Source organism: Acinetobacter sp. F16 (genome assembly GCF_052712855.1).
The window spans coordinates 13,861-30,037 of sequence record NZ_JBRATK010000001.1; the positions used below are offsets into that span (position 1 = coordinate 13,861).

14 protein-coding genes are annotated in these 16,177 nt (G+C 40.0%); 10 read left to right on the top strand and 4 right to left on the bottom strand.

Annotated features, from left to right (window positions below; translation table 11 throughout):
- Positions 1-17: 17 nt before the first annotated feature.
- Complete coding sequence (locus tag ACU0NF_RS00080; RefSeq protein ID WP_445659718.1) at positions 18-1,478, bottom strand: CYTH and CHAD domain-containing protein; 1,461 nt, start codon at positions 1,476-1,478, stop codon at positions 18-20.
- 180 nt (positions 1,479-1,658) lie between these two features.
- Positions 1,659-3,119 (bottom strand): CYTH domain-containing protein, encoded by a 1,461-nt coding sequence (locus tag ACU0NF_RS00085; RefSeq protein ID WP_445659719.1) that lies wholly within the window; start codon positions 3,117-3,119, stop codon positions 1,659-1,661.
- Positions 3,120-3,390: 271 nt separating this feature from the next.
- Here ACU0NF_RS00085 and ACU0NF_RS00090 point away from each other — a divergent pair, with 271 nt between their 5' ends.
- The 4 genes from ACU0NF_RS00090 (at position 3,391) to ACU0NF_RS00105 (ending at position 6,887) form a co-directional block, all read left to right on the top strand.
- Positions 3,391-3,774, top strand: coding sequence for a DUF962 domain-containing protein (locus ACU0NF_RS00090; protein ID WP_131383405.1), 384 nt, complete (start codon positions 3,391-3,393; stop codon positions 3,772-3,774).
- 589 nt (positions 3,775-4,363) lie between these two features.
- Positions 4,364-4,984, top strand: coding sequence for a thiamine phosphate synthase (gene thiE, locus ACU0NF_RS00095; protein ID WP_171536857.1), 621 nt, complete (start codon positions 4,364-4,366; stop codon positions 4,982-4,984).
- 39 nt (positions 4,985-5,023) lie between these two features.
- Positions 5,024-6,325: a glutamate-1-semialdehyde 2,1-aminomutase gene (hemL, locus tag ACU0NF_RS00100; RefSeq protein WP_445659720.1), complete on the top strand. Its 1,302-nt coding sequence runs from the start codon at positions 5,024-5,026 to the stop codon at positions 6,323-6,325.
- A gap of 148 nt (positions 6,326-6,473) precedes the next feature.
- Entirely contained in the window at positions 6,474-6,887 is a 414-nt protein-coding gene (locus tag ACU0NF_RS00105) for a GlcG/HbpS family heme-binding protein (protein ID WP_445659721.1), read from the top strand.
- A gap of 96 nt (positions 6,888-6,983) precedes the next feature.
- Here ACU0NF_RS00105 and ACU0NF_RS00110 read toward each other — a convergent pair whose 3' ends face one another.
- Positions 6,984-8,165, bottom strand: coding sequence for a hypothetical protein (locus tag ACU0NF_RS00110; protein WP_445659722.1), 1,182 nt, complete (start codon positions 8,163-8,165; stop codon positions 6,984-6,986).
- 190 nt (positions 8,166-8,355) lie between these two features.
- On the opposite strand from ACU0NF_RS00110, the gene ACU0NF_RS00115 reads away from it, so the two are divergent.
- From ACU0NF_RS00115 to ACU0NF_RS00135, 5 genes are all read left to right on the top strand, one after another.
- Complete coding sequence (locus ACU0NF_RS00115; protein ID WP_445659723.1) at positions 8,356-9,063, top strand: phosphopantetheine-binding protein; 708 nt, start codon at positions 8,356-8,358, stop codon at positions 9,061-9,063.
- Positions 9,064-9,195: 132 nt separating this feature from the next.
- Entirely contained in the window at positions 9,196-9,840 is a 645-nt protein-coding gene (locus tag ACU0NF_RS00120) for an RluA family pseudouridine synthase (protein WP_171536851.1), read from the top strand.
- Positions 9,841-9,984: 144 nt separating this feature from the next.
- Complete coding sequence (rapA, locus tag ACU0NF_RS00125) at positions 9,985-12,822, top strand: RNA polymerase-associated protein RapA (RefSeq protein WP_445659724.1); 2,838 nt, start codon at positions 9,985-9,987, stop codon at positions 12,820-12,822.
- Positions 12,823-12,974: 152 nt separating this feature from the next.
- Entirely contained in the window at positions 12,975-13,241 is a 267-nt protein-coding gene (locus ACU0NF_RS00130; protein WP_171533616.1) for a PAAR domain-containing protein, read from the top strand.
- 156 nt (positions 13,242-13,397) lie between these two features.
- Positions 13,398-14,225 (top strand): alpha/beta fold hydrolase, encoded by an 828-nt coding sequence (locus ACU0NF_RS00135; RefSeq protein WP_171533615.1) that lies wholly within the window; start codon positions 13,398-13,400, stop codon positions 14,223-14,225.
- Positions 14,226-14,273: 48 nt separating this feature from the next.
- Here the strand turns inward: ACU0NF_RS00135 and fabR are convergent, their stop codons facing one another.
- Positions 14,274-14,969 carry an HTH-type transcriptional repressor FabR gene (gene fabR, locus ACU0NF_RS00140; RefSeq protein WP_445659725.1) on the bottom strand — a complete coding sequence of 232 codons (696 nt, stop codon included), beginning with the start codon at positions 14,967-14,969 and terminating at the stop codon, positions 14,274-14,276.
- Between the two features lie 139 nt (positions 14,970-15,108).
- Here fabR and ACU0NF_RS00145 point away from each other — a divergent pair, with 139 nt between their 5' ends.
- Positions 15,109-16,176 (top strand): ferredoxin reductase, encoded by a 1,068-nt coding sequence (locus ACU0NF_RS00145; RefSeq protein ID WP_445659726.1) that lies wholly within the window; start codon positions 15,109-15,111, stop codon positions 16,174-16,176.
- The last annotated feature ends 1 nt before the right edge of the window (position 16,177 follow it).

The window sequence follows — 16,177 nt, forward strand, 5'->3', positions numbered from 1 at the left end:
AGTTTAAATTTCCAGAGTTACCAGAAAGTGTCGGTTTTAGCATAAGTGTCTAAATGCTGTTGAGCCTGCTCTAGAATGTATTTTTTCTCATTCGCAATCCAGCCCAATATAAACCACACTTTTTGTTTGCGTTTAACCAGGTCTTGAAACATGGCTTCAGCCACATTTAAATCATTAAATTGACCCAAACTTTCTTGTGCAGGTTTTAAATCTTTCAAGTAATTCTTTAGCTCTTTGCCCGGATAGAGCGAAGCAATAAACTCGATGCAATAACGCAAGCGTTTGACTCGTTTACGGGTGCGATGCTGTGACTCAATATCCAGCTCCAGAAAATGATCGGCATCTTTGCAAATTTGTTGATGCAATTTCTGGAGTTTTTTTGCGATATCTTTTTTTAACTGCGTCTTTTGTTTGGTTGCGCAAAGCTGATGCACGAATTGCAGTAAAGCCAATATTAAGTTGACTGAGTCTAAAGAACGTAAAGACTCCTCAATCGGAATGCTGTTTTCTTCAGGAGCATCCGGAAGTTGTACAAAGGGAGCACCTGCCTGTTGCAGTTGGGGCAAGAGTCCTTCACTTAAAGCATCGCGGTCTCGGGTTGAACCGAGTTGACGAAACAGGGTCCTAAGTTGTTCCTGCCATTCAGGATCGGCATCCGTTGACCAATCTCCAAAAACACGTAAGGCACTTCTTAAACGGCGAATCGCGACGCGAGTTTGATGAACATGCTCGCTATTATATTGTTCAGCTGCAATAGCGGTTGCATTCGGCAAAAGGTGTTGCAAGGTATTATTGACGATCTGTTTTAATGCACTATCCGTTGAGTCTTTTTGTTTTAGCTGTAATGGACTGGCAAATTGAGCCGGAGCAATCTTTAAATTTTGTGCCAGTAAAGCGCCGCGCTGCGCTTTACTACGTACATCTAGCCACAAATGATATTGTTTAACCCAAGGTTGAATAAATTTGATTAGGTCTTGGATAGTTCCTTGTTTAAGCTCAAATTCAATCTCATAAATTGCCAGAGTTTGATCATCATGACGGATCTCACCGTGATCTAGACTGACTTCAATCTCTGCACGATTATAATGAACCACATACACCAGACGTTCTACATCTGTTTCAAATTGTGTGATTAAATTTTTGGCCTGTTTGCCTAATACCTGTTGCAGCAATTTTTTGGCTTGAGGGTTGGATTGATAAATCTGCAGATCTAAAGCCGGATTATCCATCTCGCCTAAATCTATTTCCAATTCAAAACGTTCTAAATGATGACCGCTCGGAGCTTTTAAGGTTTGTATCCAGTGCGTACCTTCAAGGCGTTGACGCAACGAGATTTTTTGCTCGGCTAGGTGCCGTTCTGGCGTATCGTAATATTTTGCATATAAAGAAATTGGACGCGCATTCTTGGACAAGAAGAATTGATAGATTTGTTTTTGATATGGTAGCGGGATCTGAAATTTTAATTCTACTTCTAGCATGTTAAAACTCCTGACGCTTTACAATCAAAGTGGTGATGACCTTGATTGTAAGCCAGCCTCAATAAAAGACTAGGAGATTTTTGCTCAAAAGTTTATACAGCGTATTACAAGATATGTCATCATCATGCCTGAAATATCCTGTCATACGCTTTAGTATTATTTATTACTTAATATTATTTATTATTTAATGAATTTACGGCTCACTAGAAATTGTTCTGTCGCCTCAAGTAAATTCTGTGCATAAACTTCCTGTTTTGCCGTTAGCCAACCCAAAACGAACCAGTCACTGGCTTCAAGTTCAGTTTGCTGAATATAATCCGCAGAAGACGCCAAAATTTGATATTCACTGGCAGCAAGTTGCGCGTCATTTAAAGCTTTGCTGTATTTCTGCAAATTTTTGACATCATAAATAGAGGTCAAAATAGGGAAGCTAAACTTCAATTCATGAATCTTGCTGGCTAATTTATTCAGACTCTCAAAATCAGTAATATCTGCACTGTTTAAACTGTCTTGCAAATTTTTATATTGATTTTGCAAGGTATTTTGTGCAAACCATTTTAAGTCGTGAGATTGAGCTTTTTCTTCATTGTCTAAACCAAACATCAATAATTCTAAATAGTGATGCACGTTTTGAGTTGAGCGAACCAGATTAGATAACTTTTCTTTGGCATACAAAATATCTTTGGTTAAGTTTGATGCGGTATTCGGGTTTTGTAAAAATGCACCCAAAGTCGTCTGCATGTGTTCCAAATGCTGTAAATGATCAAACTGCTGTTTAAATGCGCCAAGTTGCATCGCCCATTTGTCTGAAACAGCCTCATTCCAGTCTTTAAATAGCGATAGCGTTAAATTTAAATGATCTAGGGCAATCTGCGCTTGAAGAATATGTTCTTTTTCAGAAACCACTGCTGAAATGGCGGCAATGTTAGGTAACAAATGCTGTAACTGTTGGGCAATGAGTAAGCGTAAATTTTTATTGGCTGGATCTTTTTTGCTTAAGATAAATTCGTTGGCAGATTTTGCCGGACTGACTTTTTGAGCCGTTGCCAAAAGATTGCCAATTTCAGCTTTACTGCGCACATCAAGCCAAAGCTGGTATTTTTTAACCCATTCAAAGCTAAAGGCTAAAAGTGATTGTACAGAACCTGCCTTAAGTTCGAATTCCACCTCATGCACTTCGCGTTGCTCGGTTGCAGTGCGTACTTCACCGATATCTAAACTCACTTCAATATCGGTTTCTTCAAATTGAATCACGCGAAAGGTGCGTTGAATATCCGTCTCAAATTGTAATTTAAGTTGTTCTTGTGAGTCAGCTAAAGCATTTTTTAAGATTTGCTGGGCTTCAGCGTCTTGCTCATAAATACTTAAATCAAGCTGGGGCGCCTGTTCAAGCTCACCCAGGTCATAATTATGCTCAAAACGGTGTAGATGGCTTTTTCCCGCAGCTTTTAAGGTTTGAATCCAGCGTGTACCTTCCAGCCGTTGGCGCAGGGCAACGCCATGTTGGGAAAGCAGGCGCTGTTCAGTGTCATAATATTTTGCTTTAAGTTGAATAATTTCCGATTTTTTAGGATCTAACGCTTTCAGTAAAGCATTACGTCTTGCTTCAGGAATCTGAAATTTTAATTCAACTTCGACCATGATCTCTCATCCTAATTTTTTGACGCTATTTCAGAAATGAATCGCGTCACTTTACGGTACAAATGCGTTATGAAATCTATTCTTTTATAGCGCTGGAATTGTATTCTTAATTTTAAGTCCCCGATTGTAACGAAAATCAATTTTCATGTAAGACTTGACGAAGCAATTCTTAAGTAATTGCTTTTAAAATAGACAGAAAGTAAGAGCAAACTTAGCTTTTATTTGGACAAAATATACGCTAACGTAAACAAAAATAATTGGGATGATGACCATGAATGGACTTGTAAAGCTAAACTTCGAACATGATCCTGAACCAGAATTTCAGCTTCCGATTCAAAACTATCATGAATTTTATCAGTTTTATTTAACCGAGCACCGCAATATCAGCAGCCGCCGTTTGCATGCATTTGGAAGCAGCGTTGGCGTGTATTTCTTTACTCAAGCCATTCGTCAAAGAAAACCAAAATATTTGGCTTATGGTTTATTGTCTGGTTATGCCTGTGCATGGGTGGGACATTTCATGTTTGAGAAAAATAAACCTGCCAGTTTTAAACAACCCCTGTATAGCTTTATTTCGGATTGGCGCATGCTCTCTGATGTGTTGCGTGGGAATTTGAGCCTAAAAGACCGTTCACTGGATAAAATTGCAAGTTAATGAATTAGATTTTTTATGGATAATAATAGCTGTATCAAAACCCAAGTTTGACTTGAAGATAAAATAATACAGAATTTGAATGACTAAAGCTTGCAAAAATAGAGTGAATATTCTATTAATGGATGTGTGCTTATTCAATTCATTTTTAGGATTGAATAAAGCATGTAATCTTTAAGTTTTCCAAGCCTAGAGCGACCTTTCTCTAGGCTTTTTTTATGGGTATATTGAAGTGAAATTTAAGCATGGATTGAAAAAAGAGAGTGACTCTCTAATCCTTTGTTTCGCTTCCCCAAGCGCGTTTTTATCACAAAGAATTAGAAAGTCAGATGGTCGCTCCAAGTTTTATTGTTATATTGTATTGGTTATTTATTGTTATTCTGTAAGCTGATTAAACCGTTTAATGCACACATGATCTATCACTGAAAATAGGTATTTTTTCACTGAATCATAAAAAATAAGAGAACGGTTGGTATTTTCTGGGTTTTTTAAAAATTTATCGTTAGTAATCCATTTGTATTTGCGTGATATGCGCTGAATCTTGCTGTTGATATGCATATAATAAGACAGTTCTGGTTTTGGCAGCTTTTTTATGCGCGGTTTATATTTAATTACCAATGATGATCCTTTAGAGCTTTTATTGGCGAAGTTAGAAGGTGCAATGGCGAATGGCGGCATTGCGGTCTTGCAATATCGTCGTAAAAAAATTGCCAAAGAAGATCAAATTTACGAAATCGAGTATATGAAAGCCATGTGTGCTGAATACCGTGTCCCTTTTATCATTAATGATGATCTTGAAATGGCGGTCAAATACGGTGTAGGTGTCCATTTGGGGCAGGGTGATGGCTCTATTGTCGATGCTGTTGCACGGTTGCCTCAAGGTGTGTTGATTGGTCGTAGCTGTAATAACTCAATTGAGCTGGCTGAACAGGCGATTGCCGATGGCGCAAATTATGTGGCATTTGGTGCGATTTATGCGACCGACACCAAACCTGAAGCAGGTAACATTGGCTTGGAAACCTTAAAACTTGCCAAAGAAAAACTTAATGTACCCCTCTGTGCAATTGGCGGTTTAACCGTTGAAAATTCCAGCGAAGTCATTGAATCTGGTGCAGATTACTGCGCAGTGATTAGTGATATATTGGGACTTCCTATGCATGCCATTCCTGAACGTTTAGATGAATGGTCTGCGCTTTTTCAAGCTAAAGCATAAAATATTTTTGATAGATTTAATTTTTAGTCGAGTGCCTTCATGAGCTTATCTCCAAAGCAAGAACAATTGTTCAAACAAGCCAGCAAACATATTCCAGGTGGTGTGAATTCACCTGTACGTGCTTTTAATGGGGTGGGTGGTACGCCTGTATTTATTGAAAAAGCCAAAGGTGCGTATTTGTTCGATGTCGATGGTAAACGCTATGTCGATTACGTGGGTTCATGGGGACCGATGATTTTAGGACATGCACATCCAGCAATTATTAAAGCCGTTCAGGATGCTGCAGTTGATGGTTTAAGCTTTGGTGCGCCAACGGTTCATGAAACCACACTGGCTGATATTATCTGTGAAATTATGCCATCCATTGAATTGGTTCGTATGACCAACTCGGGCACAGAAGCCACCATGACCGCGATTCGTCTGGCACGCGGTTATACCGGTCGTGACAAGATTGTAAAATTTGAAGGCTGTTACCACGGTCACTCAGACTCGCTTTTAGTCAAAGCAGGCTCAGGCATGTTGACCAGTGGTGAAGGTGAGGCGACTTCTGCGGGTGTGCCTGCTGATTTTGCCAAGCATACGCTCACGCTTCCATACAATGATATTGCGACTTTAAAAGAATGCTTCGCCAAATTTGGTCATGAAATTGCTGGGGTAATTGTTGAACCAGTCGCAGGCAACATGAATCTGGTGAAACCGATTGACGGTTTCTTGCAAGCGATTCGTGATGTATGTGATGAGCATGGTTCAGTATTTATTATTGATGAAGTGATGACCGGTTTCCGTGTTGGTTTAGGCGGTGCACAAGCACATTATAGCGTAACACCGGATTTAACCACCTTGGGTAAAATCATCGGTGCTGGTCTGCCAGTGGGTGCATTTGGTGGTAAACGTGAAGTAATGGAATGCATTGCGCCACTGGGTAAAGTTTATCAAGCAGGAACATTGTCAGGTAATCCACTAGCAATGCGTGCCGGTATTGAAATGTTCAAACATTTACGTGTCGAAGGTTTCTATGAAAAATTAACGGCTCAACTTGCCAAGTTACTGTCAGGCTTAGAAGCTGCGGCTGCTGAGGCAGGCATTCCGTTCAAGACTCAACAAGTCGGTGGTATGTTCGGTTTGTACTTCACAGATCAAGAAGACATCACCAGCTTTGATTCAATGTTGAAATGCGATGTGGATGCGTTCCGTAAATTCTTCCATGGCATGTTGGAGCGTGGTGTGAACCTTGCTCCATCTGCATTTGAAGCTGGTTTTATTTCAGCAGCGCATTCTGATGAAGATATTGCATTTACCATTCAGGCTGCTATCGAGACTTTTGCTGAAATGAAAGCTTAATTTATACATTTTAAAATCCTCCCTCTTGCGAAGCGGTACTTCTCACCTTTTCAAAGGAGGGAATTTCAATTTTAGAAATAATAAAATTTCCCCTCTTTCTTAAAGAGGGGTTAGGGGAGATTAAATTCTAAATTAGGGATATTTAATCATGCAAACCAAACATTATTTGACTTTAAGTGATGCAGAGTTTTTATTAGATCAGGCACATCAATATGCGATCGAAAATCAGTTTAATGTCAGTATTGCTGTGGTTGATGAAACAGGCACTTTGCTGGCCATGAAGCGTATGGATGGTGCTTCACCGATGACTGCAAATTTATGTTTGGAAAAAGCCAAATGTTCAGCCATCAGCCGCCGTCCATCCAAGTTATTTGAAGATATTATCCGTGGTGGGCAAATGGGCTTTCTGACTATGGATAGTTTTTCTGGCATGCTGGAAGGCGGTGAGCCGATTATGTATCAAGGACAGTTGGTCGGTGCAATGGGTGTGTCTGGAGTAAAGTCATTTCAGGATGCGGAGATTGCACAGGTGGCGATTGAGAAGTTTTTAGCGCAGGTCTAAAAATAAAGCTAATTTTAAGTAAAAAATAAAAATTAGTGGTTGAACGTGAAACGTCAACAAAAAAGCCCAATCGGTGAAGATAGGGCTTTAAAATCATTACTTAAGGTCTTTTAACCAACTATATATATATGGATCCTTTTTCAATAAGCTTGTCACCATCTCACTACGTTTCGCTTTATCTAGTTTTAAGAGAATACTTCTAAGGTCCACATTGATAGAATTTTCTGGAGCACCTCGATCACGGGCTTTACTATACCAATCGTGACCAAGATTATATTCATGGTTTTCCATGTATATAGCTCCTAACAAAGTACAAGGCCTATAGTCTTGAGAACTATGATCATGTGCTTTTAAACCATGTTCTATAGCTATATCGGACTTCTCAAGATCCCTTTTAACTCCACCTAAAGTTGTAAAGTAAGCTGATAATATTTTTTCGTTTTTATTTGAAGAAAGGTTTGTATTTTCTAAAAAGTTTTCAGCTTCTTTACTAGCCTTACACTTTCTTAATTGGCTAGAAGCATTGATAGCATGCCAATCTGATTTGTTTATTTCATATTGTTTAAGATAAAAATTGGCTTCTACGCGATGAAATTTCATTTTAACTTCATCTGTAAAAAATTTACGTCCTTCTGAATTTAACCAAACAGCATCCTGCTCTTGTAATCTTTGTTTGTTATCCAAAAGATTCAATATATTAAGTAGTTTAGACCGTTGCTTGGTTGAAATATGGTAAGGATGAATACCATATTTATTTAAAAGAGCCTTTTCTCTCTGTTGTGCAATATAATTTGGATCCGATTCTAATTTCTTTCTTTTGTCACGTGCAGCCTGTTCCCTGACTCTTGTTTCTTGAGCTAATTTTTCTTGGCCCTTTTGTAATTCAATAAGTTCTAATTCTCTAGCTTTTTCTAAGCGGATCCTTTCTTCTTCTAAATGCTCTGAGTATTTTATTCTTTCATTAAGAGATTCTTTTTTATACTGATTAAAGGATGTTTTTCCTTCAACTAAGTTATGTAAAGCATTAAGATTTTGACGAATTAAGTAAGCTTTTTCCTGTAAAGTTAAACTATTATTCTGCTTCGTTTTTAACTTCTGAATTATTTTGTGAAGAATACTATGTGGGATCATTGAGCTTTCTATATGATCTAAATAGTAAAAAGCGGCATCTTTCTTCATGTCATCAATATATTGTTGATGTTTTTGAGCATCCTCAACAGATACTTTTCCCCGGTAATTAGAACGGTAAGTATTCTTAAAAAATCTATTTCTAGTCATTTCAATTATTCAACAATTATTATGATTCTATTAAATAATTTTTTTCAAGATATTAAAAGTCCTTCCTTTTAACATAAGGCGATTGTAAGAAATTTTTTCAAAAATATTTAGGTTAATCCAAAAACTTATCAAGCATGTAAATCTAGGCTAGCATATTGCAACTTTGAAAATATTAAATAGAAGCTCTCCCATGCTGTACCCCATGCCCAAAAAAATCCAACTCGCACCCTCACAAGCCAAATGGCAGCTTTCATCAATTGAATCTGTTCTGGTACTGGTGGGATTGCAAAATCTAAGGATGATGGCAGGAATACAAGACAGTGACCTAATGACTCATCTGATCCAGATCAGCAATAAAGCCAAAGCTTTGGATATTCCGATTGTGGATTTGTATGGCGATGACTTGATGCAAGGCATGCAGCAACTCGGTGAATATGCATCCACTCATCCGCAACTCATCTTTGCAGGACAGGTGAGTCCGATGTTCAAGCAAATATTGCCGCATTTGCAAAGTGTGACTGAACAGATCTGCGTGGTTGATGACGCGATCCTGTTGCCAAATCAGGAACAGCACATTCAATGGATTGACAGCATTTCAGCCCAAGCTTTGCATCATATGAATAGCTATAGTTTGACCCGGCTATGGGATTTAAGTGCGCCGTCCAATTATGTGCTTTCCACCAAGGGGATCATGCTCGCCGTTGCAGAGCAGTTGAACATGGATGCACTTGAAATTGACCCTTATGTCGATTTGAAGCAATACGGTCTGGATTCTGTGGCCATTGTCAGTCTGGTCGGTGTTTGGCGCGCGCATGGTGCGAATGTGAGGTATGAAGATGTCTTAAAACACAATTCACTGCATGAACTGGTCAGCTTTATTTTGCAATCGGCAGGTTGATAACGCGAGATTGAAATAATTTTTGAGCAAAATCGGAAAATCCGTCGTCAATTGCGGCATTGCGCATTGTAATTCTGCGCCAAGCTTTCTATCATTGCCGGCTTGTTTTCGCGATCCGCTTGGAATTGAACATTGAGTAATTTTCTAACCGAACACCTGATCCATCGTGACGAAGATTTTATGGTGATCCATAAACCCGCAGGTGTACTCACCGTTCCCGGTAAAACTGAAGATTTACAAGATTGCGTGATCAACAGATTATTAAAAATAGAACCCAAAACTTTACTGATTCATCGTCTGGATCGTGATACTTCAGGCATCCTGGTTTTTGGCTTGAGCAAATGGGGACAAAAAACCATTTCCCGCCAGTTTCAGGAACGCCAAACAGAAAAAACCTATCAGGCCGTCGTTGCTGGTCATCTTGAAGGCGAAGGCACGGTTGATGTCCCGGTGATTTACGATCCTGAACATCCGCCTTTACATATTGCCGCTCCAGATCACAACAAGCCTGCGCTCACACATTGGCAAGCCATCGAACATTTTGAAATTCAAGGGCAGGCGGTGACGCGTGTCAAACTTACTCCCATTACAGGTCGTTCACATCAGCTTCGTGTGCATATGCAGTATCTCGGTCATCCGATTGTGGGTGACACCTTGTATGCTACACCAGAGCAGCAACAGTTGATTCCTCGACTGTGCTTGCATGCTGAACACTTGAGTTTTTACCATCCTCAAACAGAGGAACGTGTGGAATTTTATTATCCAGTTCCTTTTTAAGGTGAAAACTTTTTAATCGTCATCGATTTTGCGCACTTTTTAGTGGGCTTTATGTCAAAATATATTGCTTAAAGACCTGTTTTATTGCTCAAATACTCATCAGGTTTTGAGCTTGAAAATAAGTGTCCTCATTTTTAGATAAAGGTGGAAAAATTGCATCAGTTTGCTATTGGTCAGCGTTGGTTATCAGATACAGAAACAGAGCTTGGATTAGGGGTTCTCATTGATGTAGATGAACGATCGGTTAGCATTTTATTCCCGAAGAGTGATGAAACACGTGTTTACGCACGTAACAATGCACCTTTATCGCGTATTGTTTTTAACATTAAAGATGAATTGCAGGATCAGGAAGGCACCAAGTGGCTGGTTGAGTCTTTTGAAGACCGTCATGGCGTGGTGCGTTATAACGTGATTCGTACCCTGGAAGATGGGACTGAAGAACGTAAAGCTTTAAATGAAACCCGTGTGGGTGCACATATTCAGCTGTCTAAACCGCTAGACCGTTTGCTTGCCAGTCAAGTGGATTATAAAGAATGGTATGACCTGCGTATTGAAGCCTTGATGATGCAAGCCAATATGAAATCAAGTCCATTACGCGGCATGATTGGAGCGCGTGTGGGGCTGATTCCGCATCAGCTTTATATTGCACATGAAGTCGGTCAGCGTTTTGCGCCGCGTGTTTTACTTGCCGATGAAGTAGGCTTGGGTAAAACCATTGAAGCCGGCCTGATCATTCATCAGCAGCTTAAAACCGGTCGTTCAGAACGTATCCTGATTTTAGTGCCCGATTCACTGCAATATCAGTGGATGATTGAGATGCGTCGCCGTTTCAATCTACAGTTCTCGTTATTTGATTTAACCCGTACCGCTTCAATTAAAGAACACGATCCAGATTTAAATCCATTCCTGACTGAGCAATGCATTATTGCCAGTGTGGACTTAATGGTCGATCACGAAGATTTACGTGAACAGGCATTAGAAGCCGGTTTCGATCTTCTTGTCGTGGATGAAGCCCATCACTTGATGTGGAGTGAAGAAGAAGGTGGTAACGACCGTTATGACCTTGTTGAAGAGCTGGCTGAAAAAACTCCGGGTGTGTTACTGCTTACAGCGACCCCAGAACAACTGGGTGTAGAAAGCCATTTTGCGCGTTTACGTCTGCTCGATCCGCAACGCTTTAGTTCACTAGACCGTTTCTTGGATGAAGAAGAGCAATATCACCACACCGCAAAAATTGCTGAAGTGTTGATGTCGGATCTGCCTTTAGAAGAAGGGCATTTAAAAGCGATTGAAGGCTTATTGGGTCATAGTATTCAGGATGAGCCAGAACAGCGTTTCCGTGCCATTCATGAATTGTTAGACCGTCATGGTACTGGCCGTATTTTATTCCGTAATACTCGTGAAGCCATTCGAGGTTTTCCTGGTCGTGACTGTCAACCTGCACCGTTACCGGCACCTGCTCAATGGTCGAAAGACGGCAAGTTACGTGAACAAATGTGGCCTGAAGAAGCGCAGCTTGATGGTGCTTGGATGGAACATGATCCACGTGTGATGTGGCTGATGGAAATGCTGCGTACCGAGCTTAAACACAAAAAAGTGTTGCTCATTGCGCGTAGTGGTCCAGTGGTTGAAGCATTGGAAAATGTACTTCGTTTACATGCCGGTATTCGTACTGCCATGTTCCATGAAGGCATGAGTCTTTTAGAGCGTGACCAGGCAGCCGCTTATTTCGCTGAAGAATCGTATGGCGCGCAAATTTTATTGTGTTCTGAAATTGGTTCGGAAGGACGTAACTTCCAGTTTGCCTCAGACCTGATTTTGTTTGATTTGCCTGCGAATCCAGATGTTCTAGAACAACGTATTGGTCGTTTGGACCGTATTGGTCAAGAAAACCGTATTCAGATTCATGTGCCATATTTAGCCGGTACAGCGCAAGAGCGGATGTTCCGTTGGTACAACGAAGGTTTAAATATTTTCAGTAATATTTCACCAACGGCACAGACGCTGCAAGAAAACTTCATTGCTAAATTAAAAGACTGTTTGTTGGCAGATTTGGGTCAACAGTTTGAAGATTTGCTTGAAGAAGTCAGTGTTCAGCGTGAAGCCTTGGAAGCTGAATTACAGGAAGGTCGTGACCGCTTGCTTGAATACAATTCATGTCGTCCTATCGTGGCACAAGAAATTGTTCAAGCGCTTGAAGACTATGATGACAACACCACTTTGCCAATGTTTATGAAACGCTTCATGGCATCGACAAACATCGATTTTGATGAGCAAAGTAACGGTACCGTAATCATCAAGCCAACCGATCAAATGCAGGTGCAAGGTTTATCTCTTGATGAAGAAGGCATGACTGCCACCTTCTATCGTGACCAAGCTCAAGTCCGTGAAGATGCGCAGTATCTAACCCTTGAACATCCATTCACTGAAAGTGTGATGGAAATGATTAATACCCAGTCATTTGGTAGCACCAATGTTGCATTGTTAAAATCGAATGCGCTTAAACAGGGTTCTTTGCTGTTAGAAGTGTGGTTTAAAGTGGATGTCATTGCGCCTAAATCATTGAATCTGCCTTCAAGCTTGCCTCAGCAGTTGATTCGCGTATTGCTCAGTGAAACCGGTCAGGACTTGTCTGCCAAGATTGATCCAAGTATCTTGAAACCGTATTTGCATCATTTGGATAGCAATAGCTGCCGTCAGGTGGTTAAAGCCCGCCGTGATGTGATTGAGCAACGCTATACACAGGCGCTTGATATTGCTAAGACAGCATTACCAAACTTTAAGAAACAAGCCAAAGAAGTGTATGGCAATAAATGGCAATATGAAATTGACCGTTTAAGCTACTTGAAGCAATTTAATCCAAGTATTCGTGAAGATGAAATTGCTCGTCTACAAAAATTACAATCAGAAGGCATTAGCTTGCTTGATGGTTTATCTGTGACACCAGAAGCCATTCAAGTGTTGGTTGTGGTTAAACCATAATTTCGAAACTTGTTTAAAAAGCACCTTCGGGTGCTTTTTTATTGCTTAAGATTCTATAGGTTTTATTTGCGTGAACAATGGAAGATATAAAATCTGGAAGTCATCTCATGTTAAAATGGCGCATAAATTTTATAAATCAAATTAGAATAATGATGGCTAAAGCTTTAGTGACTATTGGTTCTTCAACCACGCATGGTGGCGTTGTCTCAGAATGTGAAAATACCTTTATCATTAATGGCATTGCGGTGCATTTGCATGGTATGAAACATTATTGTCCAAAATGCCAAGCTATGGTGTCTGCAATTGCAGCAGATCAATCAACCGTAGTGCAAGGACGAGCAATTGTTATTGCTGGAGATAAAACCACGTGTGGCGCAATTTTCCTAGGCAATCAGGCTTTGGTTATTTCAAAGAAATAATCACAAGCGAGTTGCAAAATATTTTTATAATAATTTTTCAGGCTAAAGAAAGACTGACTTAGAAGTCAGCTTATCCATGATTTAGTGATTTGAATCAGGCAGGCTTTTGCTTAAGCTAGACGATGTTCATCGATCTAATCAAGGAAGAGCAGAGTTGTGAAGGATTTATCATTTAAAAAGACTGCGATTCATTTTACTCATGCCAATGGCATTCCTGCGCCAAGTTATCAAAAGTTTTTCGCTTGCTTTGAAGATGAGTTTGATTTGAAGTCCATTCCGATGATTGGACTCAATCCACAATATCCCATAACGCATGACTGGCGTTATTTAGTCGATCAAGTTATTGATGATATTGAGCAGAAATTTCATAGAAAAAAGGTGATCGGTCTTGGACATTCCTTTGGTTCACTGGTCACGTTAATGGCTGCGTATAAACGTCCTGATTTATTTTCACAATTAGTCATTATGGATCCGCCTTTTGTGATTGGTTCAAAGTCTCCAATATTCGAGATTGCAAAAAAATTAAAACTCAAGGCAATCGATCAATTGACTCCGGCAGGAATCACCCTGAAACGAACAGATCACTGGGAAAATCATGAGCAAGCCTATACTTCCATGCGGCATAATCCGTTATTTAAACATTTTGATGAAAGCTGTTTTCAGGATTTTTTAGCCTGTGGTTTGCAACCAGATATGAAACGGGGTGGCTTAACTTTGGCAGTACCTAAAAGGGTTGAAGCGCAGATTTTTAGAACGGTACCTGCATGGTGGTGGCGTACGCCAAGGAAAGCACCGGCTGTACCTGTACATTTAATTAGTGCGCAGAATAGTCCATTTTATAAGCAAAGTTTTCCGCAAGGGATGCAAAAGACCTATCAAATTAATTATAGTTTGATGCAAGGCGGGCATATGTTTCCGTTGGAACAGCCTGAAAAAACCGCTGAACTGGTTAAACAGATTATTGCTCGGCAAAAAAACATTTAAAAAGATAAGCTCAGGATTCAATCAATATTGAATCCTCAAATTCAACCCCTAGCGAATTTGCGCTTCATCCAAATGACGCGCGCCTTCTAAAATCATGCGAATCATAATCATGGTTTGTTCTGCAATTTCTTTGCGTTCAGTTATGGGCATGTCAATCACTGTTGCACCCATATTAAACACCAGTTGGGTAATCGCTTTTGCCACAATGTCAGGATGAAACAATTTACTGTGATTGAGACGTTCCAGACGAATTAAATCTTCTTGCAGTTCTTGCTGAAAATAATTTAATTGGCGTCCCACTGCTGATTTATATGAAGCGGAACCCGTATAGGCTTCACGAAGCAATAAGCTTAAATTTCCTTCATCGGCATCGAGCTGCTCAATAAAAATTTCAACTGAACTGCGAATAATACTGTTTTGTTTTGAGGCTTTTAAACGTGCCTGATGCAAAATTTGACGCAGCACAATACCTGCACGATCAATCAACTCAATTGCAAGTTCATCTATATCTCTGAAATGTCTGTAAAAACTGTTTGGGGCAATACCTGCTTCGCGGGCAACTTCGCGCAGGCTTAAAGATGCAATACTTTTTTGAGGACCAATGAGATTGAGCGCGGCCTGAAACAGTTCTTCTTTGGTAATTGTTGCTTTTCGACCGACCGTGCGGACTACAACTGGCTCATGAGCAAGACTTTGTGCGGCAATTGTGGCATCAACATTTTTTTTGATCGAAAACTGATTCATATTTTTCAAAGGATTAGAGACACCAAAACATTATAGCTGTTGCTGGCTCGCTTGGGAAATGAATAGAAACAATACAGATATATATACAAATATATATACATGTGTATAATAATTAAAATTCAATCGCGTGGTGCTTACTATGCATGTGTTAGAAAAAACGAAATCTCCCTTGGCTTCACTTGCTGAAACTGTTATTGATCAGCATGCAGCAAACTTTTGGCTGCAAAAATTTAACTCGCTTTGGTCATTTAACCAAGCTTTGGGAAAAATTGTTCAAAAAGAAAATTCTGCTCAGAACATGGTAAGTTTAACCATTCAGGTCAATCGTCATTTTGAGCTTGGGCAAGCAGGGCAGCATCATCCGATCTTTGTGGAAGTCGACGGCATTCGCTATGAACGCAGCTATAGTTTGACTCAACTTGATTCTCAGCACGTCTTGTTGACGGTTAAAAAAGTCGATCAAGGTAAAGTTAGCTCTTGGTTGGTTGAACAGTCTAAAGTCGGGGATATCCTGGAATTTGGTCAGCCGTATGGCGACATGCTGTTACCAGAACAGGCTCAAACGATGCTGTTGCTTGCTGCAGGTAGCGGCATTACCCCAATGTTAAGTTTGCTTAAAGCGCTTTCTAAAACAGATCGAATGACTCAAGCGCCAATTCAATTGCTGTATTGGGTGAAAGAGTATGCAGATGTGGCTTTTAAATCACGTTTTGAGCAGCTTGCCGAGCAATATCCGAATTTCTCCTTTCAGGTTTTTTATACCCAAGAAGTCGATGCTGGCGAACGTTTAAACTCTGCTCATGCTGCATTGCTGGAAAATATTGAAAATAGCGTGGTGTACGCATGTGGTCCATCTGGATTCATCGCACAGGCTGAACAGTTATTTGCACATGCGCAAAGTTTTAAAAGTGAAGCTTTCAGCATGACACCTGTCGAAAATTCTGAGACTGGCTTTGTCAATGTGACTTTATTGAAATCGAAAAAAGTGCTCGCTATTCCAAAAGGCCAGTCGATTTTAGTTAGCCTTGAACAGCAGAATGTAAAACCCACCCATGGTTGCCGTATGGGCATCTGTAATAAATGTGTCTGCAATAAAGTTGAAGGTTCAACCAAGAATTTGGTCAATGGCGGACAAAATTCAGAACCTGGTAATTTATTAAAAATTTGTGTCAATTCAGCACAGTCTGATCTTGTTATTGATTTATAAG